At 59.0% G+C, this 22,105-nt stretch carries 22 protein-coding genes; 7 read left to right on the top strand and 15 right to left on the bottom strand.

Annotated elements, in window-relative coordinates:
- Positions 1-143: 143 nt before the first annotated feature.
- The 4 genes from CFBP1590_RS05540 (at position 144) to CFBP1590_RS05525 (ending at position 3,620) form a co-directional block, all read left to right on the top strand.
- Positions 144-1,958 carry a penicillin-binding protein activator gene (locus tag CFBP1590_RS05540; RefSeq protein ID WP_088234606.1) on the top strand — a complete coding sequence of 605 codons (1,815 nt, stop codon included), beginning with the start codon at positions 144-146 and terminating at the stop codon, positions 1,956-1,958.
- Positions 1,958-2,329 (top strand): YraN family protein, encoded by a 372-nt coding sequence (locus CFBP1590_RS05535; RefSeq protein WP_163000383.1) that lies wholly within the window; start codon positions 1,958-1,960, stop codon positions 2,327-2,329. Before CFBP1590_RS05540 ends, CFBP1590_RS05535 begins: the two co-directional genes overlap by 1 nt.
- 122 nt (positions 2,330-2,451) lie before the next feature.
- Positions 2,452-3,045, top strand: coding sequence for a phosphoheptose isomerase (locus CFBP1590_RS05530; RefSeq protein WP_025996304.1), 594 nt, complete (start codon positions 2,452-2,454; stop codon positions 3,043-3,045).
- On the top strand, positions 3,042-3,620 hold the full coding sequence (locus CFBP1590_RS05525; RefSeq protein WP_004881518.1) for a BON domain-containing protein: 579 nt from the start codon (positions 3,042-3,044) through the stop codon (positions 3,618-3,620). Before CFBP1590_RS05530 ends, CFBP1590_RS05525 begins: the two co-directional genes overlap by 4 nt.
- A 48-nt stretch (positions 3,621-3,668) precedes the next feature.
- On the opposite strand, the gene CFBP1590_RS05520 is transcribed toward CFBP1590_RS05525, so the two are convergent.
- The 7 genes from CFBP1590_RS05520 to rplM form a co-directional block, all read right to left on the bottom strand.
- Positions 3,669-4,085 carry a ClpXP protease specificity-enhancing factor gene (locus tag CFBP1590_RS05520; protein ID WP_004881519.1) on the bottom strand — a complete coding sequence of 139 codons (417 nt, stop codon included), beginning with the start codon at positions 4,083-4,085 and terminating at the stop codon, positions 3,669-3,671.
- Between the two features lie 17 nt (positions 4,086-4,102).
- Entirely contained in the window at positions 4,103-4,720 is a 618-nt protein-coding gene (locus tag CFBP1590_RS05515) for a glutathione S-transferase N-terminal domain-containing protein (RefSeq protein WP_025996306.1), read from the bottom strand.
- A gap of 224 nt (positions 4,721-4,944) precedes the next feature.
- Entirely contained in the window at positions 4,945-5,724 is a 780-nt protein-coding gene (locus CFBP1590_RS05510; protein ID WP_088234605.1) for a cytochrome c1, read from the bottom strand.
- Positions 5,721-6,935, bottom strand: coding sequence for a cytochrome b (locus CFBP1590_RS05505; protein WP_088234604.1), 1,215 nt, complete (start codon positions 6,933-6,935; stop codon positions 5,721-5,723). Before CFBP1590_RS05505 ends, CFBP1590_RS05510 begins: the two co-directional genes overlap by 4 nt.
- Positions 6,935-7,528, bottom strand: a complete 594-nt coding sequence (petA, locus tag CFBP1590_RS05500; RefSeq protein WP_029243307.1) for a ubiquinol-cytochrome c reductase iron-sulfur subunit — start codon at positions 7,526-7,528, stop codon at positions 6,935-6,937. The genes CFBP1590_RS05505 and petA overlap by 1 nt, the downstream gene beginning before the upstream one ends.
- A gap of 254 nt (positions 7,529-7,782) precedes the next feature.
- Positions 7,783-8,175 (bottom strand): 30S ribosomal protein S9, encoded by a 393-nt coding sequence (gene rpsI / locus CFBP1590_RS05495; RefSeq protein WP_004881524.1) that lies wholly within the window; start codon positions 8,173-8,175, stop codon positions 7,783-7,785.
- Positions 8,176-8,189: 14 nt separating this feature from the next.
- The gene (rplM, locus tag CFBP1590_RS05490; RefSeq protein WP_004881525.1) at positions 8,190-8,618 is read right to left on the bottom strand and encodes a 50S ribosomal protein L13; all 429 of its coding nucleotides are present in this window, start codon (positions 8,616-8,618) and stop codon (positions 8,190-8,192) included.
- Between the two features lie 493 nt (positions 8,619-9,111).
- Here rplM and CFBP1590_RS05485 point away from each other — a divergent pair, with 493 nt between their 5' ends.
- Positions 9,112-10,008: a GlxA family transcriptional regulator gene (locus CFBP1590_RS05485; RefSeq protein WP_161627638.1), complete on the top strand. Its 897-nt coding sequence runs from the start codon at positions 9,112-9,114 to the stop codon at positions 10,006-10,008.
- A 75-nt stretch (positions 10,009-10,083) separates the two neighbouring features.
- Here CFBP1590_RS05485 and zapE read toward each other — a convergent pair whose 3' ends face one another.
- From zapE to CFBP1590_RS05470, 3 genes are all read right to left on the bottom strand, one after another.
- Positions 10,084-11,178, bottom strand: coding sequence for a cell division protein ZapE (gene zapE / locus CFBP1590_RS05480; RefSeq protein ID WP_004881527.1), 1,095 nt, complete (start codon positions 11,176-11,178; stop codon positions 10,084-10,086).
- A gap of 61 nt (positions 11,179-11,239) precedes the next feature.
- Positions 11,240-12,589, bottom strand: a complete 1,350-nt coding sequence (locus CFBP1590_RS05475; RefSeq protein ID WP_029243308.1) for a tryptophan--tRNA ligase — start codon at positions 12,587-12,589, stop codon at positions 11,240-11,242.
- 27 nt (positions 12,590-12,616) lie between these two features.
- Positions 12,617-13,246 carry an alpha/beta hydrolase gene (locus CFBP1590_RS05470; protein ID WP_088236366.1) on the bottom strand — a complete coding sequence of 210 codons (630 nt, stop codon included), beginning with the start codon at positions 13,244-13,246 and terminating at the stop codon, positions 12,617-12,619.
- A gap of 144 nt (positions 13,247-13,390) precedes the next feature.
- Between CFBP1590_RS05470 and CFBP1590_RS05465 the strand changes: the two genes are divergently transcribed.
- Positions 13,391-13,825, top strand: a complete 435-nt coding sequence (locus CFBP1590_RS05465; protein ID WP_025996312.1) for a Z-ring associated ZapG family protein — start codon at positions 13,391-13,393, stop codon at positions 13,823-13,825.
- Positions 13,826-14,495: 670 nt separating this feature from the next.
- Here the strand turns inward: CFBP1590_RS05465 and cysN are convergent.
- The 3 genes from cysN to CFBP1590_RS05450 all read right to left on the bottom strand — a co-directional run bounded on the left by cysN (position 14,496) and on the right by CFBP1590_RS05450 (position 18,226).
- Entirely contained in the window at positions 14,496-16,394 is a 1,899-nt protein-coding gene (gene cysN, locus CFBP1590_RS05460; RefSeq protein WP_088234603.1) for a sulfate adenylyltransferase subunit CysN, read from the bottom strand.
- Between the two features lie 11 nt (positions 16,395-16,405).
- A complete protein-coding gene (gene cysD / locus CFBP1590_RS05455; RefSeq protein WP_024687156.1) occupies positions 16,406-17,323 on the bottom strand; it encodes a sulfate adenylyltransferase subunit CysD in 918 nt (305 codons plus the stop codon).
- A 144-nt stretch (positions 17,324-17,467) separates the two neighbouring features.
- Positions 17,468-18,226, bottom strand: coding sequence for a Nif3-like dinuclear metal center hexameric protein (locus tag CFBP1590_RS05450; RefSeq protein WP_088234602.1), 759 nt, complete (start codon positions 18,224-18,226; stop codon positions 17,468-17,470).
- A 110-nt stretch (positions 18,227-18,336) separates the two neighbouring features.
- On the opposite strand from CFBP1590_RS05450, the gene algW reads away from it, so the two are divergent.
- Positions 18,337-19,497 carry a Do family serine endopeptidase AlgW gene (algW, locus tag CFBP1590_RS05445; protein WP_004881534.1) on the top strand — a complete coding sequence of 387 codons (1,161 nt, stop codon included), beginning with the start codon at positions 18,337-18,339 and terminating at the stop codon, positions 19,495-19,497.
- Between the two features lie 193 nt (positions 19,498-19,690).
- Here the strand turns inward: algW and hisC are convergent, their stop codons facing one another.
- Both hisC and hisD read right to left on the bottom strand, forming a co-directional pair.
- Positions 19,691-20,743, bottom strand: coding sequence for a histidinol-phosphate transaminase (gene hisC / locus CFBP1590_RS05440; RefSeq protein ID WP_088234601.1), 1,053 nt, complete (start codon positions 20,741-20,743; stop codon positions 19,691-19,693).
- Entirely contained in the window at positions 20,743-22,089 is a 1,347-nt protein-coding gene (gene hisD / locus CFBP1590_RS05435; protein ID WP_029243312.1) for a histidinol dehydrogenase, read from the bottom strand. Before hisD ends, hisC begins: the two co-directional genes overlap by 1 nt.
- Between the last annotated feature and the right edge of the window lie 16 nt (positions 22,090-22,105).

Genomic DNA, 22,105 nt, shown 5'->3' with positions numbered 1-22,105 from the left:
CCGCATTGAAACGCTTGCCGCAATGATCAGGATTGTCGGGTAAAACGCCCCGTCACAATCAATATCACACCTTCGAAGTCGCGCCCCGGCCAGTGCTTGGGTACAATTCGCCGTTAATTCGCTCGAGTATCAGGAACACATCAATGATCGCCTGCCTGCGGCTGTTCTCTGCCCTCTGCCTCGCTGCCCTTCTCGCAGCCTGTGCCAGCTCGCCCTCGTCCAGCCTTGGCGAGCTTCCTCGCACTCCTGATGCCAGCATTGAGCAATTGCTCGATCAGGCCTCGGCTGCCAAAACACCTGAACAGGCCGCCACATTGCGCCTGAGCGCCGCCGACCTGGCCAACCGCCAGAACGATGCGGGTCGCGCTGCGCAGATTCTTGCCCAGGTGCAGATGGATCAACTCAAGCCCGGCCTGCAGGTCTTCGCCAGCACGCTGTCCGCCGAACTGGCGATGGGCCGCAACCAGCCCAAGGCCGCCCTGACCGCCCTGAACCACCCAAGCATGCAACGCCTGGGCGAGCTCTCGGTCGAGCAGCAGGTGCGCACCCACATGGTCAAGGCCCGCGCCCTGGAAGCTGACGGTCAGATCCTGCCCGCTGCCAACGAGCGCGTCTTTGCAGGCCCGCTGCTGAAAGATGCCGACGCCACTGCCAACAACGATGCCATCTGGAAACTGGTTTCCTCGCTGCCCGCCGAACAACTGCAGGCCAACGCGAGCGGCGACATGGGTGGCTGGCTGAGCCTTGCGCGCTCGGTGAAAGGTGCAGGCACGCTGGAACAGCAGCAGGCTGCCATCGACACCTGGAAAGCCCAGAACCCGCAGCACCCTGCCGCGCTGCAACTCCCAACGACGCTTGCCCAACTGCGCGCCCTGACCAGCGAACCGCTGACCAAGATTGCCTTGCTGCTGCCGCAGGATGGTCAACTGGCTTCCGTTGCAAAAGCGCTGCGTGAAGGCTTCATGGCCGCCCACTATCAGGCTCAGCAGGCAGGTCAGAACCCTCCAGCCATTCAGGTCTTCGACAGTTCGCGCCTGACCTCGATGGATGAGTTCTACCGTCAGGCCCAGGCTGCCGGCGTTCAACTGGTCGTCGGCCCGCTGGAAAAGAATCTGGTCAAGCAATTGAACAGCCGTGAGCAACTGCCTATCACCACCCTCGCGCTCAATTACAGCGATGCAGGCAACGAAGGCCCTCCCCAGCTGTTCCAGTTCGGCCTGGCCGCAGAAGACGAAGCCCGTGAAGTGGCACGTCGCGCCTGGGCAGACGGCAAGCGCAGCGCGGTTGCCATGGTGCCGAAAGGCGAATGGGGCGACCGCGTACTCGATGCTTTCCGCAAGAGCTGGCAAGCCAAGGGCGGCACTCTGATCGCTGCCGAGCACGTTGATCAGCCGGTCGAACTGGCCCAGCAGGTTGCCGATCTGTTCCAGCTGCGCAAGAGCGAAGGCCGTGCCCAGCGCCTGCAAAGCACGGTAGGTACTGATGTAGCCGCACAGCCGAGCCGTCGTCAGGACATCGACTTCATGTTCCTGGCCGCCACGCCACAACAGGCCCAGCAGATCAAGCCGACCATGGTGTTCCAGTACGCAGGTGATGTTCCGGTCTACGCCACCTCTCACCTGTTCACCAACAGCAACGATCACGCCCAGTACATGGACCTTAACGGCGTTCGCTTCTGCGAAACGCCGTGGCTGCTCGACGCCAATGATCCTCTGCGCCAGCAAGTGACCGCCCAATGGCCACAGGCTTCCGGCAGCCTGGGTCGCCTGTACGCGATGGGCATCGACGCCTATCGCCTGGCTCCACGCCTGGGTCAGCTCAAGACCATGCCTGACAGCCGCATCGACGGCCTGTCCGGCAGCCTGAGCATGAACCCTGGCCGCCGGGTCGAGCGTCAACTGCCTTGGGCAGAGTTCGTGGACGGCAAGATTCAGCGCCTTCCGGATACCGCACCTTGATTGCAGGCAACACCCGCCAAAAAGCAGGGCGCGAGGCCGAAGCCTACGCCCTGCAGCATTTGCAACAGCAGGGTTTACGCCTGATTGTCCAAAACTGGTTATGCAAACGTGGCGAGCTTGATCTAGTCATGCTCGACGGCGATACAGTAGTATTCGTCGAAGTTCGCTACCGCCGCCATTCCGGCTGGGGTGGCGCGGTGGAAAGTGTCGATTTTCGCAAACAGGCGAAGCTCGTTACCGCTGCACAGCTCTTCCTGCAACAAGAGTCAGGCTGGGCCCGCTATCCTTGTCGTTTCGACGTGGTCGCGGTTGAAGGAACAGCAGGCGACTCTGCCCCTTTGAACTGGATCAAGAACGCTTTCGACAGCTGACAGGCACGCAGCGCAGTCATGACCGGCAAGAAGCCATTACCACTACCGATTTCGCTATTGCTTTGCGGGCTGCACTCCGGCAAGCCGGGCAGCCGCCGTACGCTCTAATTAAGGTCACATTGATGGACATGCAATCCCGGATTCGCCGGCTGTTTCAAGCCAGCATCGATACCAAGCAACAGGCGATGGAAGTCCTTGCACCCTTTATCGAGCAAGCCAGCCAGGTCATGGTCAATGCCCTGCTCAACGAAGGCAAAATGCTATCGTGCGGCAATGGTGGTTCGGCAGGTGATGCGCAGCATTTTTCTTCCGAACTGCTCAACCGGTTCGAACGTGAACGCCCCAGCCTGCCGGCCATTGCGCTGACGACCGACAGCTCGACCATCACCTCGATCGCCAACGATTACAGCTACAACGAGATCTTCTCCAAGCAGATCCGCGCACTGGGTCAGCCGGGGGATGTGCTGCTGGCGATTTCCACCAGCGGCAATTCCGCAAATATTATTCAGGCCATCCAGGCCGCACATGATCGCGAAATGATTGTCGTAGCATTGACGGGACGCGACGGTGGCGGAATGGCTTCGCTGCTGCTGCCGGAAGATGTGGAAATTCGTGTGCCGGCGACCGTTACGGCACGCATACAAGAAGTCCATCTGCTGGCGATCCATTGCTTATGCGATCTGATCGACAGCCAACTGTTCGGGAGTGAAGAATGACCCCTAATCGTCTTAGCCTACTGGTTCTGACACTGTGCCTGAGCGTGACCGGATGCAGCTCGGTTATTACCGCAAGTCGCGACAAGCCGATCGAGGATGATCGAGGCACACGCACTTTTGGCAGCAAGATCGACGACTCACTGATCGAAACCAAGGCGGCGGTGAACATCTCCAAGGCCAACCCTGACCTTGCCGAAGGCTCGCATATCGTCGTTACCAGCTTCAACGGTATCGTCCTGCTGGCAGGCCAGGTTCCACGCGCAGACCTCAAGGCCATTGCCGAACAGGCTGCAAGCTCCGTACAGCGCGTCAAGAAGGTCAACAACGAGCTGCAGGTCATGGCGCCCTCCTCGCTGCTGGCCCGCAACAACGACGCCTGGCTGACCACTAAAGTCAAAAGCCAGATGATCGCTGATGCGTCCATTCCCGGCTCGCGCATCAAGGTCGTGACCGAGAACGGCATTGTGTTCCTGCTGGGTCTGGTGACTCAGGACGAAGCCAATCGCGCCACCAATCTGGTGCAGGGCGTGTCCGGCGTGCAGAAAATCGTCAAGTTGTTCGAGTACATCGACTGACAGCTGAATGGCAGACATGAAAAAGGCGATCCTTGCGGATCGCCTTTTTTATTTCACCACTTTAAGGCTCGGCCTGCCCGTAGGACGAGGCGGATCGCTGTCTGGCGGCGTGTCGTCGCCGTCGTCCAGCTCGATCTCTTCATCCTCCTCAAGGGAAGGCTCCAGATCGAAAACCATCCCCTGGCCATTCTCGCGGGCATAAATGCCCAGAATCGCACCGACAGGGACGTAAAGGGTATGCGGCACACCGCCGAAGCGGCCTTCGAAACTGACTGCTTCGTTATCCATGTGCAGATGACGCACTGCACTCGGCGAAACATTCAGGACAATCTGTCCGTCATTGGCAAACCCTTGTGGGACCTGCACGGACGGGTACTCCGCATTGACCAGCATATGCGGGGTGCAATCGTTATCAACGATCCACTCATAAAGAGCGCGAACCAGATAAGGGCGACTGGAGTTCATCAACGGCTCCTTAAGCCTTAGCGCATTTCACGTTCGGCGGCAGACAGACTTGCCTGAAAAGCCTCACGCGCAAATTGGCGCTCCATGTAATCAAGCAGCGGCTTGGCAGGCCGCGGCAATTCGATACCCAGAATCGGCAGACGCCAGAGTATGGGCAGTAGACAGCAATCGACAAGACTTTGCTCGTCACTCAGGAAAAAAGCCTTTTCCGCGAACAACGGGGAAACCCCGGTCAGGCTCTCACGCAATTCCTTGCGCGCCTGCACACGTGCCGGCTCCTTGCTGCGCGGATCAAGAATCAGATCCACCAGCCCGCACCAGTCACGCTGGATGCGATGGATCAGCAGACGACTGTTGGCACGCGCCACCGGGTAGACCGGCAACAGCGGAGGATGCGGATAGCGCTCATCCAGGTATTCCATCACCACCGTAGACTCGTACAACGCCAGATCGCGATCGACCAGGGTTGGCACACTGCCGTAGGGGTTCACTTCAATCAGCTGCGGCGGATGACGCCCGGCCACAACATCAATGATTTCAGCGCTGACACTTTTCTCGGCGAGCACAATGCGCACACGATGTGAATAGTGATCGGCGGGGTCGGAGTAACAGGCCAACCGGTTGGTCACGCCCATGGCGATCCTCCTCGCTTGTTGAAATTTATCGGACAGATTGAAAACCTGCCCACAGAAAGCCTTTTATAAAGCGCGCGACAGGGCAGGTGCTCACTGCGGGCGACACGATAGCTCATTTATGCCCGCTAAATTCTGTAATCTTGCCCCGCTATGCTGTTCACCGCGTATTTGATCCACATTGCGACCGCGATGACGCATTTATGTAAGGCAGACATGACACCCGCTCAATGAACATCTTTCCAGTATTCGCGTTTGAGCAGGTAAACGAAGACCAGTAGAAAGGCCAGGTACAGCAGCACATACGTGCCGATACGCTGATGCCGCAATTTGACGGGGTTGGCCGAGTAATCGAGAAAGGTCACCAGATTCCTGATTTTTTCATCGAACTGCGCAGGCGTCAGACTTCCCGAACCGGGCACGATGGTCAGCTGATCACACGCCTCATAAGTCAGAGGCGCGCCACTCAAGGGGTCATAGCGTTTTTTGCCGTCCTCCTCGATTTGCACCTGCTTGCAGCCGACCACTTGACGCCCTTGTAGCCCCACCAGCACATTCGGCATTCCCACATCAGGGAAAACCTTATTGTTGACGCCCCATGGCCGTGCCGGGTCCTCATAGAACGAACGCAGGTAGCCATAAAGCCAATCGGTACCTCGCACACGCGCCACCAGCGTCAGATCAGGCGGTGCAGTGCCGAACCACGCTTTCGCATCCGCCGGCTGCATGCCGGTCTGCATGTGATCGCCGATTTTGGCTCCGGTGAAGACCAGTTTTTCCAGCATCACCTCATGAGGAATACCCAGATCGTCGGCCACACGCTCATACCGCTGGTATTTGGCGCCATGGCAGCCCATGCAGTAATTGACGAAGGTACGCGCCCCGTCCTGCAGGGCCGCCTTGTCGGACACATCAATGTCGACATGCTCAAGCGGCGCTCCACTTTCCGCCGCGAACACGAGCGCTGGCAGCGCCGCGAGGATCAACACAGCCAGAAATTTTCTCATGGCCCCGTTACCCTCTCCGGAACCGGCCGCGTGCGTTCCAGCCGGGTGTAGAACGGCATCAACAGGAAGTAGGCAAAGTACAGGCAGGCGCATATGCGCGCCACGACCGTACCCTCAGGCGTCGGCGGCTGAACTCCCAGGTAGCCGAGCGTCACGAATGACACGCAGAACAGGACGAGCGCCAGGCGGCTGATCCAGCCCTTGTAACGCATGGACCTGACCGGACTGCGGTCAAGCCACGGCAGCACGAACAGCACCGCAATGGCCGACCCCATGGCCATTACACCCATCAGTTTGTCTGGCACGGCGCGCAGGATGGCGTAGAACGGCGTGAAGTACCACACGGGCGCGATGTGCTCCGGGGTCTTGAACGCGTTGGCCGGCTCGAAATTCGGCTTCTCCAGAAAGTAGCCACCCATTTCCGGAAAAAAGAACACCACTGTACAAAAAACAAACAGAAACACCACCACCCCCACCAGATCCTTCAGGGTGAAATACGGATGAAAGGCGATGCCATCCAGAGGCTTGCCGTGTTCATCCTTGTGCTTCTTGATGTCGATGCCATCCGGGTTGTTGGACCCCACCTCGTGCAGCGCAAGAATGTGCAAAACGACCAGCCCCAGGATCACGATGGGCAGCGCCACGACATGCAGCGCGAAGAAACGGTTCAGGGTGATGCCTGACACCAGATAGTCGCCCCGAATCCATTGGGTCAGGTCTTCACCTATCACCGGTATTGCACCAAACAGCGAAATGATCACCTGCGCACCCCAGTAGGACATCTGCCCCCAAGGCAGCAGATACCCCATGAAGGCCTCCGCCATCAGACTCAGGTAGATCAGCATGCCGAAGATCCAGACCAGCTCACGAGGCTTCCGATAGGAGCCGTACAGCAATCCACGAAACATGTGCATGTACACGACGATGAAGAACGCCGAAGCGCCTGTGGAGTGCAGCAGCCGCAAGATGGGACCGTACTCCACGTCACGCATGATGTATTCGATCGAGGCAAACGCGCCCTCCGCCGTGGGTGTGTAACTCATCGTCAGCCAGATACCGGTCAGTATCTGATTGACCAGCACCAGCAATGCCAGCGAGCCGAAGAAATACAGAAAATTGAAGTTGCGCGGTACGTAGTATTTGCTGAGATGGTCTTCCCACATCCGCGTGGCGGGGAAGCGCGCATCGATCCAGTCCACCAGCCTGCCCATTACACGTCCTCCTGATCGACGCCAATGACGATGACCGTGTCCGACTCGTAGGAATACGGGGGAACTGGCAGATTCAGAGGCGCGGGTTGAGACTTGTATACCCGACCAGCCAGGTCGTAGTGAGAGCCGTGACATGGACAGAAATAGCCGCCCACCCAGTCCTTGCCCAGGTCGGCAGGGGCGACTTCAGGACGGAAGGTCGGCGAGCATCCCAGGTGAGTGCAGATGCCGACCAGCAACACGATATCCGGCCTGATCGAGCGCAGCGCCGGATCGACATAGCCTGGCTGGACTGAAGCCCTGGATTCGGGGTCGGACAACTGCCCGGTAAGCTTGCCAAGGTTGTCCAGTATCTCGGGGCCGCGCCGCAGAATGAACACAGGCTGACCACGCCATTCAGCGACCATCTGCTGGCCCGGCTCTATCTTGCTGATGTTGACCTTGACCGGCGCGCCTGCCGCACGAGCCTTGGCGCTCGGAGACCACGAGCCCACGAACGGAATCGCAGCGCCCACAGCCCCGGCGGCACCCACCACGGACGTGGCAGCTACGAGAAAGCGACGCCGGCCCGTATTCACGCCGTCATTGCTCATTCAACCTTCTCCCATCAGCGATCCGGCCTGTCGAACGCAGGCGTCTGTCTGATAACAATTTAGCTGTTATAAACGCTGCCGGAGGGTAAAAACACCCTTCAGCAGACGACCGCCTCAAAAGCTCGACTGGCTGTAAGTGAGACGTTACAGCCATGCCCTCGCCTGCACAAAATCGACTGGACAAAAAAACCGGCCCATAAAAAAACGCCCAACTCGATAAACGAGGTGGGCGTTCTTTTTGAACGAAGAACGAATTAACGCTTCGAGTACTGCGGACGCTTACGCGCTTTACGCAGACCGACTTTCTTACGTTCAACTTCACGAGCATCGCGAGTCACGAAGCCTGCTTTACGCAGCGCGCCACGCAGGGTTTCGTCGTACTGCATCAGAGCGCGAGTGATACCGTGGCGGATTGCGCCAGCCTGACCACTTACACCGCCACCGATAACGGTGACGTAGATGTCGAACTTTTCAACGGTCTCGGTCAGTTCCAGCGGCTGACGAACTACCATGCGGGCAGTTTCGCGACCGAAGAACGATTCCAGAGTGCGGTTGTTGATCGAGATGTTACCAGTACCCGGACGCAGGAAAACGCGTGCGGTTGCGGTCTTGCGACGGCCAGTGCCGTAATTTTGAGTCGCCGACATAATGAACTATTCCGTTAAAACTTCAGTTCTTGGGGCTGCTGAGCAGTATGAGGGTGTACAGCGCCCGCATAGACTTTCAGCTTACGATACATGTCGCGACCCAGCGGGTTCTTAGGCAGCATGCCTTTGACCGCGGTCTCGATCACGCGCTCAGGAGCTTTGTCGATCAGCTTTTCGAAGTTGATCGACTTGATCCCGCCCGGAAAACCGGAGTGTGAGTAGTAGATCTTGTCGGTAGTCTTGGCACCGGTAACGCGGATCTGCTCGGCATTGATCACGACGATGTAGTCGCCGGTATCAACGTGCGGAGTGTATTCCGGTTTGTGCTTGCCACGCAGACGGCTCGCGATTTCGGTGGCCAGACGACCCAGGGTCTGACCAGCAGCGTCGACGACGAACCAGTCGCGCTTAACTGTTTCCGGTTTAGCAGTAAAAGTTTTCATTCTTTATAGCCTCAGGGGCCGCCCTGAAAATGAGACGGCGGATCTTACTGAATAGTGCGTACTTTGACAAGTCAAAGGCAGCCGGAAACAGACGCTATCGGGGGCTCGGGTCAGCGCGTCCGTTCTACGGCAAGATTCTTCGGCAGACGGCGCATCACTTCCACTGCAAAGAGCTGGCGGATTATACAGGCTGAAAAAATAACCTCAACCGGTTTTTCGTTCACGTTCTGTTTATTGCTCCGGACCGCTGCAATGAAGGATATTTGCCGCCTGCCATGCAACCTTCGGAAGGTCCGCGCACCTCGGGCTGCCGAGAACCTGACTGGACACGCCCGAGAAAAAATAAGACGATCCAGCCGTTGATTGACCATTTACCCATATAAGAATAAAGACTATGCCAACCCAACACTCCACGCCGCTGAGGCGCGTCAGCATTCTGGCCACCGACAAGGTGTTCGCCTCGACCCTGATGCAGGCCAAGGACTTCTTTCACCTGGCAAGCCTCAGGTACAGCAGACAACTGGGTCACGGCCTGGTCCCCGCTTTCGAAATACGCCTTGTCAGCCCGGACGGTCAGCCCGTCGGCAGCTTCAGCGACGTCACGCTGCCGGTGGATGGCGACCTTTGCCAGAGCGACATCATCGTGATTCCGGCCTTCTGGGACGATTTCGACGCGCTCTGCCAGCGTTACCCCCAGGTCCTGCCGTGGCTGCGCGAGCAGCATGCCCGGGGCGCAGTCCTGTGCGCGGAAGCCACCGGGGTGTTCTGGCTCGCCGAGGCCGGACTGCTCGACGGCAAGGAGGCGACCACCTACTGGCGCTTTTTCAACCAGTTCGCCGAGCGCTACCCGAACGTGCTGCTCAATCAGGAGAAACACCTGACCGACGCCGACAACCTGTATTGCGCGGGCGGCACCACGTCTGCCTGCGACCTGTACATCTATCTGATCGAGCGGTTCTGCGGTGCAAACGTCGCACAGGCCGTGGCCCGCGACATTCTTTATGAAGTGCGGCGCACCTATTCACCGGGCAGAATCGGCTTCGGCGGTCAGAAGCTGCATCAGGACGTGATCATTCTGCAGATCCAGCACTGGCTCGAGGAACACTTCGCGGACAAGTTTCGCTTCGAAGATGTGGCAAGGGAACACGGCATGAGCATTCGCAACTTCATGCGCCGCTTCCAGACCGCCACCGGTGACAAGCCGTTGCATTACCTGCAACGCCTGCGCATCGAAACCGCGAAGGGCCTGCTGTCCGGCTCGCGCAAAAGCATCAAGACCATCAGCTACGAGGTCGGCTACGACGACGCCAGCTTCTTCGCGCGCCTGTTCCGCCAACACACCGAACTGTCACCGAATCAGTATCGCCAGCAATTTCAGCAGGCCGCCTGACCGGCTGAAATCTGCGGGACGCAAAAACGAAAAAGGCCTGCAATGCAGGCCTTTCCGTATCTAACTTTCAAACCATCAAGGCTTGTGCGCCCGCGACAGAAACTCGTGGGACTGCATTTCCAGCAGGCGGCTCAGCGTGCGCTGAAATTCGAACATCAGTCGACCGCCGGTGTACAAATCCTTCAGCTCGACTTCTGCCGAGATGATCAGCTTGACGTTGCGATCGTAGAACTCATCGACCATGTTGATGAAGCGACGGGCGATGTCATCCTTGGAGACGTCCATCTGCTCGACACCACTGAGCAGCACGGCGTGGAAAATCTTGCCCAGCTCGATGTAGTCGTTCTGGCTGCGCGGGCCGTCACAAAGTTCGCGGAAATCGAACCAGGCCACGTCATCACAGGTACGCAGGGCGCGAATCTCGCGATTCTCGATCACCAGCACATCGTTCTCGATGGTTTCTGCGCATTCCGGCGTCAGCGCCTTGAAGCTTTTGCGCATGCTGTCCTGCGCCGCTTCATTGAGCGGGAAGTGGAACAGTTCAGCCTGTTCCAGATGACGCAGACGATAATCGACGCCACTGTCGACGTTGACGATGTCGGTGTTCTGCTTGATCAGCGCGATGGCTGGCAGGAAGCGTGCACGCTGCAGGCCGTCCTTGTACAAGCCGTCCGGCACGATGTTGGACGTCGCGACCAGCGTCACACCATTCTTGAACAGTTCTTCCATCAGGGTGCCGAGGATCATCGCGTCAGTGATATCGGACACGAAGAACTCGTCGAAGCAGATCACGCGTGCCTCATCGGAAAAACGCCTGGCGATGATCGTCAGCGGGTTTTTCTCGCCCTTGAGGGTCTTCATCTCTTCGTGCACGCGCTTCATGAAGCGGTGGAAGTGAGTACGGACCTTGTCCTTGAACGGCAGTGCGTCGAAGAAGGTATCGACCAGATAGGTTTTGCCGCGCCCTACTCCGCCCCAGAAATAAAGGCCTTTGACCAGGGTCGGCTCTTTCTTGCCGAACAGCTTGCCGAACAGGCCGGGCTTGCTGTCATGGGAAGCGATCAGATCGTCGTACAGGCGCTGCAAATGACGCACAGCATTCTCCTGCGCGGCATCATGGAAAAAGTCCGGGCGCTTGAGATCAGCTTGATATCGTTCTAGGGGCGTCATATTCGTTAGCAAGGCAACAAAAACGGGCCGTCACTGTAACGACGACCCCAGGGAATGGCAATCAGTCCTGTTGAGGAGCGAGTGCCGACTTGAGGGTCTGGATGGCGCTGTCGCGTGCGGCAGCATCGGCAAACACCGGACTGTCGGCCACGCACGCGTCATCCAGCCAGAGCGTGAAACGATCAGCTTCAGTACGCAGATCGAGCTCACCGCCCTGCTGCAACTGTTTGCTCACCGCACCCGCCGCCTTGCCGTCGGCAAAATTGCGCGACAACAGCAACTGTTCGCCATCGGCCGCCAGCAGACGGAAACGGAAGCTGCCGTCATCCTCACGGAAGCTGACGAAGCGTGCGCCCTTGGCGGCTTTCTTCTTGCCGGTGTCCGCGCCCTGCACCACGGTACGGAATGAGCGAAGGCCAACAGCCTCACGCAGTTCGCCGAGGAACGGCGTGGCGACACGACGGGCCTTCTCGGCACCCGCCAACAAAATGTCTTCCAGATCGGCGGGACGCTCGATCAGACCCAGATACTTTTCACGCTTCTCGGCCAACTCGGCGTCCAGCAACGTGAACAGACGATTTTTCGCCTCACCCCAGCCAAGACCTTCCAGCAACTCGGCACGGAACGCTGCGCATTGCTCGGGCGTGGAGAAGGCCTGATACAGCGTGAACAGATGGGAATTGTCCGGATCCTTCGCTTCGCCCGGCGCACGCGAGTCAGTCACGATGCGCGAAATCGCATCCTTCATCTCTTTGGCGCTGCTGAACAACGGGATGGTGTTGTCGTAGCTCTTGGACATCTTGCGGCCGTCCAGACCGGGCAGCGTCGCGACACTCTCCTCGATCAGCGCTTCGGGCATGACAAAGAATTCCTTGCCCTTGCCGAACAGGTGGTTGAAGCGCTGGCCGATATCACGCGCCATTTCGACGTGTTGAATCTGATCGCGACCCACCGGGACCTGATGTGCGTTGAACATCAGGATGTCTGCCGCCATCAGCACCGGATAGCTGTACAGCCCCATGGTGATGCCGGAGTCCGGGTCTTCGCCACCTTCGACGTTCTTGTCCACCGACGCCTTGTAGGCATGCGCACGGTTGAGCAGGCCCTTGGCGGCCACGCAGGTCAGCAGCCAGGTCAGTTCAGGAATTTCCGGGATGTCGGACTGACGGTAGAACGTCACGCGATCAACGTCCAGACCCGCAGCCAGCCAGGTCGCTGCGATTTCCAGACGCGAGCGCTGAATGCGCAGCGGGTCATCGCATTTGATCAGCGCGTGGTAATCGGCCAGAAAATAGAACGAGTCGAAGCCGCTCTGACGGCTGGCGACGATGGCCGGGCGAATCGCGCCCGCGTAGTTACCCAGATGGGGGGTGCCGGTGGTCGTGATACCGGTCAGGATACGAGTGGTCATGGCAGGTCGCTTATCTATGGGCTGCAATCAATTGGAGAGACGCGGCAGGATCAATTCTTTGAGATCGGTCAGCTTGCCGTGAAAAAAGTGTCCGCATTCTGCCACTTTCAGCAGCTCATGGGGACGCTGCAGCGCAGCCGACCAGGCGTAGACCGTTTCCGGGTCGATGACTTCGTCGGTTTCGGGCTGAATCACCGTCAGCGGGCAGTTCTGCGGCAGCACTCTGTGGTCCTGCAGGCGAGAAGCGGCGGCGGCGACCAGAAACAGGTGCTTGAGTTTTTCGCCCTGCGCTTCGAGCCGGCCGCCAAGATTCGCCGCGACGTAACCGCCGAAGGAAAAACCGAACAGGGTCATTGGAAGATCCGGGTGTTTTTCGCGCAGCCATTTGGCGGCAGCCTGTGCGTCATCGATCTCGCCAGGCCCTGCCACTGACGTTCCGGCACTGGCGCCGACGCCGCGATAATTGAAGCGCAGGGTGATCAGGCCTTCGTCCCGCGCAGTGCGCTGTAACGTGGAGACGACTTTATTGAGCATCGTTCCACCCTGGATCGGGTTAGGATGGCAGATCAGTGCGACGCCTCTGGCATCGGGTACGTCCTGATACAGTGCCTCGATCTGGCCCTCGGGGCCATCGATGAATAGTGGGGTTTCGCGCATGAGCAAAAAGAACTCCGTGACCTCGAAATGGGTCAACTCGTCTAGCTGATTGTCTGTGGCTTGCATATCAACGACACGTCGCGGGTATACAGCGCAGGTTCGAGCCGTTAACGTAAAGCAAAGCCGTTTATAGAGGAAGGACTCGTGGAACACTCGCTCTTAGTCTGGTTGCTGCCGACTCTCGCCCTGGTTGCCGGTGTCGTCATTGGTTTCCTGGTCGCACGTCTGCTGCCCAACACCGTTCCGAACAGCACCCAGCGCCAGCTGGATGACATTCAGGAGCGTTTCGATACCTATCAGAACGAGGTGGTCACTCACTTCAACAGTACGGCTAACCTGGTCCAGAAGCTTTCGCAAAGCTACCACGACGTTCAGGAGCATCTCGCCGAGGGCGCCAACCGTCTGGCCCTTGACGAACTGACCCGCCAACGTCTGCTGGCCGCTCTGCACCCGGAGGCCAACCAGGCTCCTCGCGACCGCCTGACACCGCCACGCGACACCGAAGCCCCGAAGGATTACGCGCCAAAATCGCCTGACACCCCGGGCATGCTGGATGAGCATTACGGTTTGAAGAAGTAACGAAACCGCCAGTCCTACCGAAAGCCGCCATTCGAAATGAACGGCGGCTTTTTTATGTCTGCCATAGCTACTACGTAAGATTTCAAAGACTCTCAGACAACGCAGAAAATTCCTACGACCGTCAGGGACTACACGCTCTACCTGCCATCGCCCCGCCTCCGTATCTTCCTGCCTACTCAAGGAGGAATCGATGAATAGAATTTTCTTGGGAATGCGTGCTCACAGCCAGCTGCGTTCTTGGCGATTGCGTCAAGGACTGCTACATCTTTCAGCTCAAGCCAGAGACCCGACTGACACTCAAATGCGAGACAGCCCCATTTCATCGTCATCGCGAAAATGCATGAATGGCGATTGAAAGTGGTTTGTTACCTTCGTATCCAGAGAATAAAAGCGCCGAGAGGGAGACTCCATGCGAAAAATCATCTGTTTGCTTATGCTCGCCATACTGTCTGGCTGCGTGTCAGGAGACTGCGAGAAAGACTGCTATCTGATCAAACACAGCATCCCGGACCTTGAACATGCATGCACAATGGATCCGCACCGGGGAGGTTGTCCGATCAATCCTTGATTGCACGCTCGGGCTTTTCAAGGTCATGCGACTCAATCCCTGGCGCCACGATCAAACAAAAAACCCGCCATCATCGGCGGGTTTTCTGTAACAGGCTGAGACTCAGATCGCGCCACGGCTGCGCAACACGTCCAGCACCCGCTTCACGCCTTCATCCACTGTCAGCGTCTGGGTGTCGATCACCAGATCGGCATCCAGCGGCACGTCGTACGGGAAGGATTCGCCCGGGATGTTATCGCCATCGGCAGCGTACAGGCCCTGAGGATCACGCTCACGGCAGATGGCAGGCGATGCCTGGACGTAGACCGTCACGAGGCGATCCTTGCCGATCAGCGCTTTCACGCGTTCACGGCCTTCGGCATCCGGCGCCACGAACGCGGCCAGGGTCAACAGACCGGCTTCGTTGAACTGACGCGCCACGTGAGCGGCACGGCTCCAGTTCTCGGTCCGACCGGCACGGTTCTGCGGCAGACCTTTGTTCAGGTCGTGACGCAGGTTCTGGCCATCCAGCACGTATACGGCGCGGCCCATGTCGAACAGCTTGCGCTCGACCGCGTAGGCCAGCGTACTTTTACCCGCGCCCGACAGGCCGCTGAACAGCACGGTGGCCGGTTGCTGACCGAAGCGTTGTGCGCGCTCCTGGGTGGTCACGTGCGCCGACTCACCATGATGCGTCGAGCCACCGGCACTGACCGGCTTGGCGATGATCATGCCCGCTGCTACCGTGCCGTTGGTCAAACGGTCGACGACGATAAACGCACCGGTGGTGCGGTTGCTGTCGTAGCCGTCCAGCGCGATAGGCGCGTCGAGGCTGATCTTGACGCGACCGATCTCGTTCAACTGCAGCGAACTGGCAGGGCCTTCGACCAGCGTGTTCACGTCAACGCGATGAGTGATGCTGGCAATCGAACCCGGCACGTAGCTGGTGGCGCGCTTGATGTCGTATTTCTTGCCCGGCAGCATCGGCTCTTCAGCCATCCAGACCAGCATGGCGTCGAACGCGTCGCTGACCTGCGGGACGTTGTCGGCATGCACCAACAGGTCGCCACGGGAGATGTCGATCTCGTCTTCCATGGTCAGCGTCACGGCCTGACCGGGACCGGCCTGCTCCAGCTCGCCTTCGAAGGTGACGATGGATTTCACGCGGCTACTCTTGCCCGACGGCAGCACGACGATTTCATCGCCCTTGTGCACGATGCCGCTCGCCAGCGTACCGGCAAAGCCACGGAAGTTTAGGTTCGGACGGTTGACGTACTGCACCGGGAAACGCAGGTCGGTGTAGTTGCGGTCACTGGCGATTTCGACAGTTTCCAGAATTTCCATCAGCGACTGGCCGGTGTACCACGGCGAACGCTCGCTGCGGTTGACCACGTTGTCGCCCTTGAGCGCCGACATCGGCACGAAAGCCATGGTGGTCGGCTTGAAGGCAATGCCTTCGGCAAACTTCAGGTAATCGGCCTTGATCGACTCGAACACGCCTTCATCGAAGCCGTTGAGGTCCATCTTGTTGATGGCGACCACGATGTGTTTGATGCCCAGCAGGGACGCGATATAGCTGTGGCGACGGGTCTGGGTCTGCACGCCGTAACGCGCGTCCACCAGAATGATCGCCAGGTCGCAGGTTGATGCACCGGTGGCCATGTTGCGGGTGTACTGCTCGTGGCCCGGGGTATCGGCAATGATGAATTTGCGCTTTGCCGTGGAGAAGTAGCGGTAGGCGACATCGATGGTGATGCCCTGCTCGCGCTCGGCCTGCAGACCGTCCACCAGCAACGCCAGATCGACGTCGTCGCCTGTGGTGCCGGACTTCTTGGAGTCACGGGTAATGGCTTCCAGATGATCTTCGTAGATCATCTTGGAATCGTGCAGCAGGCGTCCGATCAACGTGCTCTTGCCGTCGTCGACGTTGCCACAGGTAAGAAAGCGCAGCATTTCCTTGCGTTCGTGCTGGCCCAGATAAGCGAGGATGTCCTCACTGATCAAATCAGATTGATGCGACATGTGACACCCCCTTAGAAATAACCCTGACGTTTCTTTTCTTCCATCGAGCCTGCGCCATCGTGGTCGATGACCCGGCCCTGGCGTTCGGAAGTTCGCGTCAGCAGCATTTCCTGAATGATGTCAGTCAGGCTGGTGGCTTCGGACTCGACGGCACCGGTCAACGGGTAGCAGCCGAGCGTGCGGAAACGCACCTTCTTCTTGACGATGCGCGCCTTTTCCTCATCCGTCAGGTGTTCGAGGATACGATCGTCGTCGATCATGATCAGCGTGCCGTTCTTCTCGATCACGTCACGCTCGGCCGCGAAGTACAGCGGCACAATCGGGATACCTTCAAGGTAGATGTACTGCCAGATGTCCAGCTCGGTCCAGTTCGACAGCGGGAATACGCGGATCGACTCGCCCTTGTTGACGTTGCCGTTGTACACGTTCCACAGCTCGGGACGCTGGTTCTTCGGGTCCCAGCGGTGCTTGCTGTCGCGGAAGGAATACACGCGCTCCTTGGCGCGGGACTTCTCTTCGTCGCGGCGTGCGCCACCGAAAGCTGCGTCGAAACCATGCTTGTCCAGTGCCTGCTTGAGGCCCTCGGTTTTCATGATATCGGTGTGCTTGGCACTGCCGTGGGTGAATGGATTGATGCCCTGCGCCACGCCATCGGGGTTGATGTGGGTGATCAGGTCCAGGCCCATTTCCTCGACCATCTGGTCGCGGAAGCGATACATTTCCTGGAATTTCCAGCGGGTATCGACATGCATGACCGGAAACGGCAGCTTGCCCGGAAAGAAAGCCTTGCGCGCCAGATGCAGCATCACGGCCGAATCCTTGCCGATCGAGTACAGCATCACCGGGTTATCGAACTCGGCGGCGACCTCGCGGATGATGTGGATGCTTTCCGCCTCCAGCTGTTTCAGATGCGTCAGTTTATCAACCATGGTTACTCACGTTCGTTGGACCGGGAAAACCCGGGGCGGCCTGCGGGCCGTATTCGAGCCGTGCACTTTATCATGCACGATATCGCTAATCAGCGCGGCGGCTAGATCGAAACGATCTATGCATATGCTCCGCCGTTTGATGGATCAGATCGGGTTCGGGCAGTCGATGAAAATGTGCTCGACGGCAAAGCGCCGCGCCAGATAATCACCCAGCGCCTGAACACCATAACGTTCGGTGGCGTGGTGTCCGGCGGCAATGAAACTGATGTCGTTTTCCCGGGCACTGTGAAAGGTCTGCTCTGACGCTTCGCCGCTCAGGAACAGATCGACGCCTTCCAGCACCGCCTGATCGATGTAACCCTGACCACCTCCCGTGCACCAGCCGACGCGACGAATCATCTGGCTGCCCTCGATCAGCAACGGCTCGCGACCCAGCGCCTCCTGGACACGACGGGCGAAATCGCGCGGGGTCACGGCCTCGGACAAGGAACCGATCAGACCGATCACTTTGGGGTTTTCCGGATCGAGAGGACCTTCGACGGTGATATCCAGTTGACGCGCCAACTGCACGTTGTTGCCCACGTCGGGATGCACATCGAGCGGCAGGTGATAGGCCAGCAGGCTGATGTCGTGCTTGAGCAAGGTTTTCAGGCGACGCTGCTTCATGCCGACGACACAGGGGTTTTCGCCCTTCCAGAAATAGCCGTGGTGCACAAGAATCAGATCAGCCTGCGCCTCGACCGCCGCGTCCAGCAGCGCCTGGCTCGCCGTGACGCCGCTGACGATCCGCATCACCTGCGGACGGCCTTCGACCTGCAGGCCATTGGGGCAGTAATCCTGAATACGGGCGCTATTGAGATAGCGGTCGGCTTCTTCTACCAGGATGCTCAGGGCAACAGCCATAAAAGACTCCTAAATATGCAGTTCAGAGCTGCTTTGTGCTCGTATAATGCCCGCCATTATGGCGCACCCGTGGCAAAAATTTCTGCGCCGAAACCATCAGGACTTGTTCAATGCTCAAGGCTCTGCGCTTTTTCGGCTGGCCACTGCTGGCCGGTGTGCTTATCGCCATGCTGATCATTCAGCGTTATCCACAATGGGTAGGATTGCCCAGCCTGGATGTCAATCTGCAACAGGCGCCGCAGACCACCAATATCATGCAGGGTCCTTCTTCCTACGCCGACGCGGTGAGCGCGGCCGCGCCCGCCGTGGTGAACCTGTATACCACCAAGATGGTGAACAAGGGCGCCAACCCACTGTTCGAAGACCCCCAGTTCCGTCGCTTTTTCGGCGACAACACCCCCAAACAGAAGCGCATGGAATCCAGCCTGGGCTCCGGCGTGATCATGAGCCCGGAAGGCTACCTGCTGACCAACAACCACGTGACCATCGGCGCAGACCAGATTGTCGTGGCGCTCAAGGACGGTCGCGAAACCATCGCTCGCGTGATCGGCAACGACCCTGAAACCGATCTGGCAGTCCTGAAAATCGACCTGAAAAACCTGCCGTCGATCACCATTGCCCGCTCTGACGGCATTCGCATCGGCGATGTGGCACTGGCCATCGGCAACCCGTTCGGCGTCGGCCAGACAGTGACCATGGGCATCATCAGCGCCACGGGCCGCAACCAGTTGGGGCTCAACACCTACGAAGACTTCATTCAGACCGACGCAGCGATCAACCCCGGCAACTCGGGCGGCGCGCTGGTGGATGCCAGCGGCAACCTGACCGGCATCAACACGGCGATCTTTTCCAAGTCCGGTGGCTCGCAAGGCATCGGTTTTGCCATCCCGACCAAACTGGCGATGGACGTCATGAAGTCGATCATCGAACACGGTCAGGTGATTCGTGGCTGGCTGGGTATCGAGGTTCAGCCGCTGACTCAGGAACTGGCCGAGTCGTTCGGCTTGAAAGATCGTCCGGGCATCGTGGTCGCCGGTATCTTCCGCGACGGACCGGCGCAGAAAGCCGGCCTGCAGTTGGGTGACGTCATTCTGAGTATCAACGGCGAACCGGCCGGCGATGGCCGTCGCTCGATGAACCAGGTGGCGCGCACCAAACCCAAGGACAAGATTGCCATCGACGTGATGCGTAACGGCAAGGAATTGCGCCTCAGCGCTGAAGTAGGCCTGCGCCCGCCTCCCGCGCCAACGCCTGCTGCGAATCCTGAGTAATTTGAAACGGACGGGATGACTGATCCCGTTGCGTGATCAGACCCGATGGGACGCGGAGCGTCACGGGAGGCATGCCCACGCGGAGCGATGGGCACGATCATCGCTGTTCTTGATGATCGCGCCACTCTGCGTAGTAACGCAGCCCAGGACGCTCCGCGTCCGCTGTCGAATGTGACGCCGGGCGTCACATCCCTCAGATGTCGCTCAACCCTTCCAGCAGCGCCTGATGCTGCTCCGGCGTACCAATACTGATGCGCAGGAACTGTGCGATGCGCTGCTGCTTGAAGTGGCGCACGATCACCCCTTGCTCGCGCAGTTTCGCAGCCAGTCCGGCAGCATCGTGCTGTGGGTGGCGAGCGAAGATGAAGTTGGCGGCTGAAGGCAGGACCTCGAAACCCTTGGCCTGCAGCTGTCCAACCAGCACTTCACGGCTTTCAATGACCTTGTTGCGCGTCATTTCGAAGTGCTCGATATCATCGAATGCCGCAGCAGCGCCCACGTTGGCCATTCGGTCCAGCGGGTAGGAGTTGAAGCTGTTCTTGACCCGCTCCAGCGCTTCGATCAGATCAGGATGACCCACCGCAAGACCGACGCGCAGGCCTGCCAGCGAGCGCGACTTGGACAGGGTCTGGGTCACCAGCAGGTTCGGATAACGATTGACCAGCGAAATCGCGGTCTCGCCGCCGAAGTCGATGTACGCCTCGTCCACGACCACGACCGAATCCGGGCTGGATTTGATGATCTGCTCGACTGTATCCAGCGCCATCAGGCAGCCGGTAGGCGCATTCGGGTTGGGGAAGATGATCCCGGCATTCGGGCGCGCATAATCCTCGACACGGATCTGGAACTGCTCGTCCAGCGCCACGGCTTCATAATCAATGCCATACAGGCCGCAATAGACCGGGTAGAAGCTGTAACTGATGTCCGGGAACAGCAGCGGTGCATCGTGTTTGAACAACCCGTAGAAAATATGGGCCAGCACTTCATCGGAGCCGTTGCCCAGAAACACCTGGTTCGGCTGGACGCTGTAATAACGGGCCACCGCCTGCTTGAGCAGATCGCTGTTGGGATCAGGGTAAAGACGCAGGTCGTCGGTCAGCGCAGCGCGCATGGCGTCAAGCGCCTTGGGCGACGGGCCGTAGGGATTTTCATTGGTATTGAGTTTGACCAGCTTGCTCAGCTTCGGCTGCTCGCCCGGCACATAAGGCACCAGATCGCGAACGAAGGGACTCCAGAACTTGCTCATCAGTTGCCTTCCTCTGTGCTGCCGGCTTTCCAGCTCGGGTCGGTAATTCGGTATTCGGCGCTGCGGGCATGGCCGCTCAGCGATTCGCCACGGGCCAGTACGGATGCCGTCTTGCCCAGTTCCGATGCGCCCTCCGGCGAGCAATAAATGATCGAGGAGCGCTTCTGGAAATCGTAGACACCCAGCGGCGACGAGAAACGCGCCGTGCCGGAGGTCGGCAACACGTGGTTGGGGCCCGCGCAGTAATCGCCCAGCGCCTCGGAGGTGTGACGGCCCATGAAGATCGCTCCTGCGTGACGAATATGCGGCAGCCAGGCTTCAGGGTCGGCCACCGACAACTCCAGGTGCTCGGGGGCAATGCGGTTGGCCACTTCAATGGCCTGCGCCATGTCAGCCACCTTGATCAGCGCGCCGCGACCATTGATGGATGTCTCGACGATGGCCGCACGCTCCATCGTTGGCAGCAGACGAGTGATGCTGGCCGCGACCTTGTCCAGGAACTCAGCGTCCGGACTGACCAGAATCGCCTGCGCGTCTTCGTCATGCTCGGCCTGGGAGAACAGGTCCATCGCGATCCAGTCAGGATCGGTCTGACCGTCACACACCACTAGAATCTCGGAAGGACCTGCGATCATGTCGATGCCCACCTGGCCAAACACGTGGCGCTTGGCCGTGGCGACATAAATGTTGCCCGGGCCGACCACCTTGTCGACCTTCGGCACGCTCTCGGTGCCGTAGGCCAGTGCGGCAACAGCCTGCGCGCCACCAATGGTGAATACACGGTCAACGCCAGCAATGCAGGCCGCAGCCAACACCAGTTCGTTGATCTCGCCACGCGGCGTCGGCACGACCATGACCACCTCGGTCACACCCGCCACCTTGGCGGGAATGGCGTTCATCAACACTGACGAAGGGTAGGACGCCTTGCCGCCCGGTACGTACAGACCGGCACGATCCAGCGGCGTCACCTTCTGGCCAAGCACGGTGCCGTCGGCCTCGGTGTAGCTCCAGGAATCCTGCTTTTGCTTTTCGTGGTAGCTGCGAACCCGCTCGGCGGCTTTCTCGAGCGCCTGACGCTGGACTGGCGTGATGCGTGTCAGCGCGAGTTCCAGACGTTCGCGGGGCAGGATCAGATCGGCCATCGAGGCGACCTGCAGACCATCGAAGCGCTGGGTGAACTCGACCAGTGCAGCGTCGCCTCGCTCACGCACGGCCTTGATGATGTCGAGCACGCGCTGATTGACCGAGTCGTCAGACACACTTTCCCAGCTCAGCAGATGATCCAGATGTCGGGCGAAATCCGGGTCGGCAGCATCGAGTCGGCGAATAGCGGTGGAAGTGGTCATGGCGAGGGCCTCAATA

This window comes from Pseudomonas viridiflava, from assembly GCF_900184295.1.
GTDB classification, from domain to species: domain Bacteria; phylum Pseudomonadota; class Gammaproteobacteria; order Pseudomonadales; family Pseudomonadaceae; genus Aquipseudomonas; species Aquipseudomonas viridiflava.
This window is presented reverse-complemented; position numbering and strand designations above follow the sequence as displayed.

Bases quoted from the DNA above. Each gene is read 5' to 3' on its own strand.
- CFBP1590_RS05540 (WP_088234606.1), top strand. From the start codon at position 144: ATGATCGCCTGCCTGCGGCTGTTCTCTGCCCTCTGCCTCGCTGCCCTT.
- CFBP1590_RS05530 (WP_025996304.1), top strand. From the start codon at position 2,452: ATGGACATGCAATCCCGGATTCGCCGGCTGTTTCAAGCCAGCATCGAT.
- CFBP1590_RS05525 (WP_004881518.1), top strand. From the start codon at position 3,042: ATGACCCCTAATCGTCTTAGCCTACTGGTTCTGACACTGTGCCTGAGC.
- CFBP1590_RS05520 (WP_004881519.1), bottom strand. From the start codon at position 4,085: ATGAACTCCAGTCGCCCTTATCTGGTTCGCGCTCTTTATGAGTGGATC.
- CFBP1590_RS05515 (WP_025996306.1), bottom strand. From the start codon at position 4,720: ATGGGCGTGACCAACCGGTTGGCCTGTTACTCCGACCCCGCCGATCAC.
- CFBP1590_RS05510 (WP_088234605.1), bottom strand. From the start codon at position 5,724: ATGAGAAAATTTCTGGCTGTGTTGATCCTCGCGGCGCTGCCAGCGCTC.
- CFBP1590_RS05505 (WP_088234604.1), bottom strand. From the start codon at position 6,935: ATGGGCAGGCTGGTGGACTGGATCGATGCGCGCTTCCCCGCCACGCGG.
- petA (WP_029243307.1), bottom strand. From the start codon at position 7,528: ATGAGCAATGACGGCGTGAATACGGGCCGGCGTCGCTTTCTCGTAGCT.
- rpsI (WP_004881524.1), bottom strand. From the start codon at position 8,175: ATGTCGGCGACTCAAAATTACGGCACTGGCCGTCGCAAGACCGCAACC.
- rplM (WP_004881525.1), bottom strand. From the start codon at position 8,618: ATGAAAACTTTTACTGCTAAACCGGAAACAGTTAAGCGCGACTGGTTC.
- zapE (WP_004881527.1), bottom strand. From the start codon at position 11,178: ATGACGCCCCTAGAACGATATCAAGCTGATCTCAAGCGCCCGGACTTT.
- CFBP1590_RS05475 (WP_029243308.1), bottom strand. From the start codon at position 12,589: ATGACCACTCGTATCCTGACCGGTATCACGACCACCGGCACCCCCCAT.
- CFBP1590_RS05470 (WP_088236366.1), bottom strand. From the start codon at position 13,246: ATGCGCGAAACCCCACTATTCATCGATGGCCCCGAGGGCCAGATCGAG.
- cysN (WP_088234603.1), bottom strand. From the start codon at position 16,394: ATGTCGCATCAATCTGATTTGATCAGTGAGGACATCCTCGCTTATCTG.
- cysD (WP_024687156.1), bottom strand. From the start codon at position 17,323: ATGGTTGATAAACTGACGCATCTGAAACAGCTGGAGGCGGAAAGCATC.
- CFBP1590_RS05450 (WP_088234602.1), bottom strand. From the start codon at position 18,226: ATGGCTGTTGCCCTGAGCATCCTGGTAGAAGAAGCCGACCGCTATCTC.
- algW (WP_004881534.1), top strand. From the start codon at position 18,337: ATGCTCAAGGCTCTGCGCTTTTTCGGCTGGCCACTGCTGGCCGGTGTG.
- hisC (WP_088234601.1), bottom strand. From the start codon at position 20,743: ATGAGCAAGTTCTGGAGTCCCTTCGTTCGCGATCTGGTGCCTTATGTG.
- hisD (WP_029243312.1), bottom strand. From the start codon at position 22,089: ATGACCACTTCCACCGCTATTCGCCGACTCGATGCTGCCGACCCGGAT.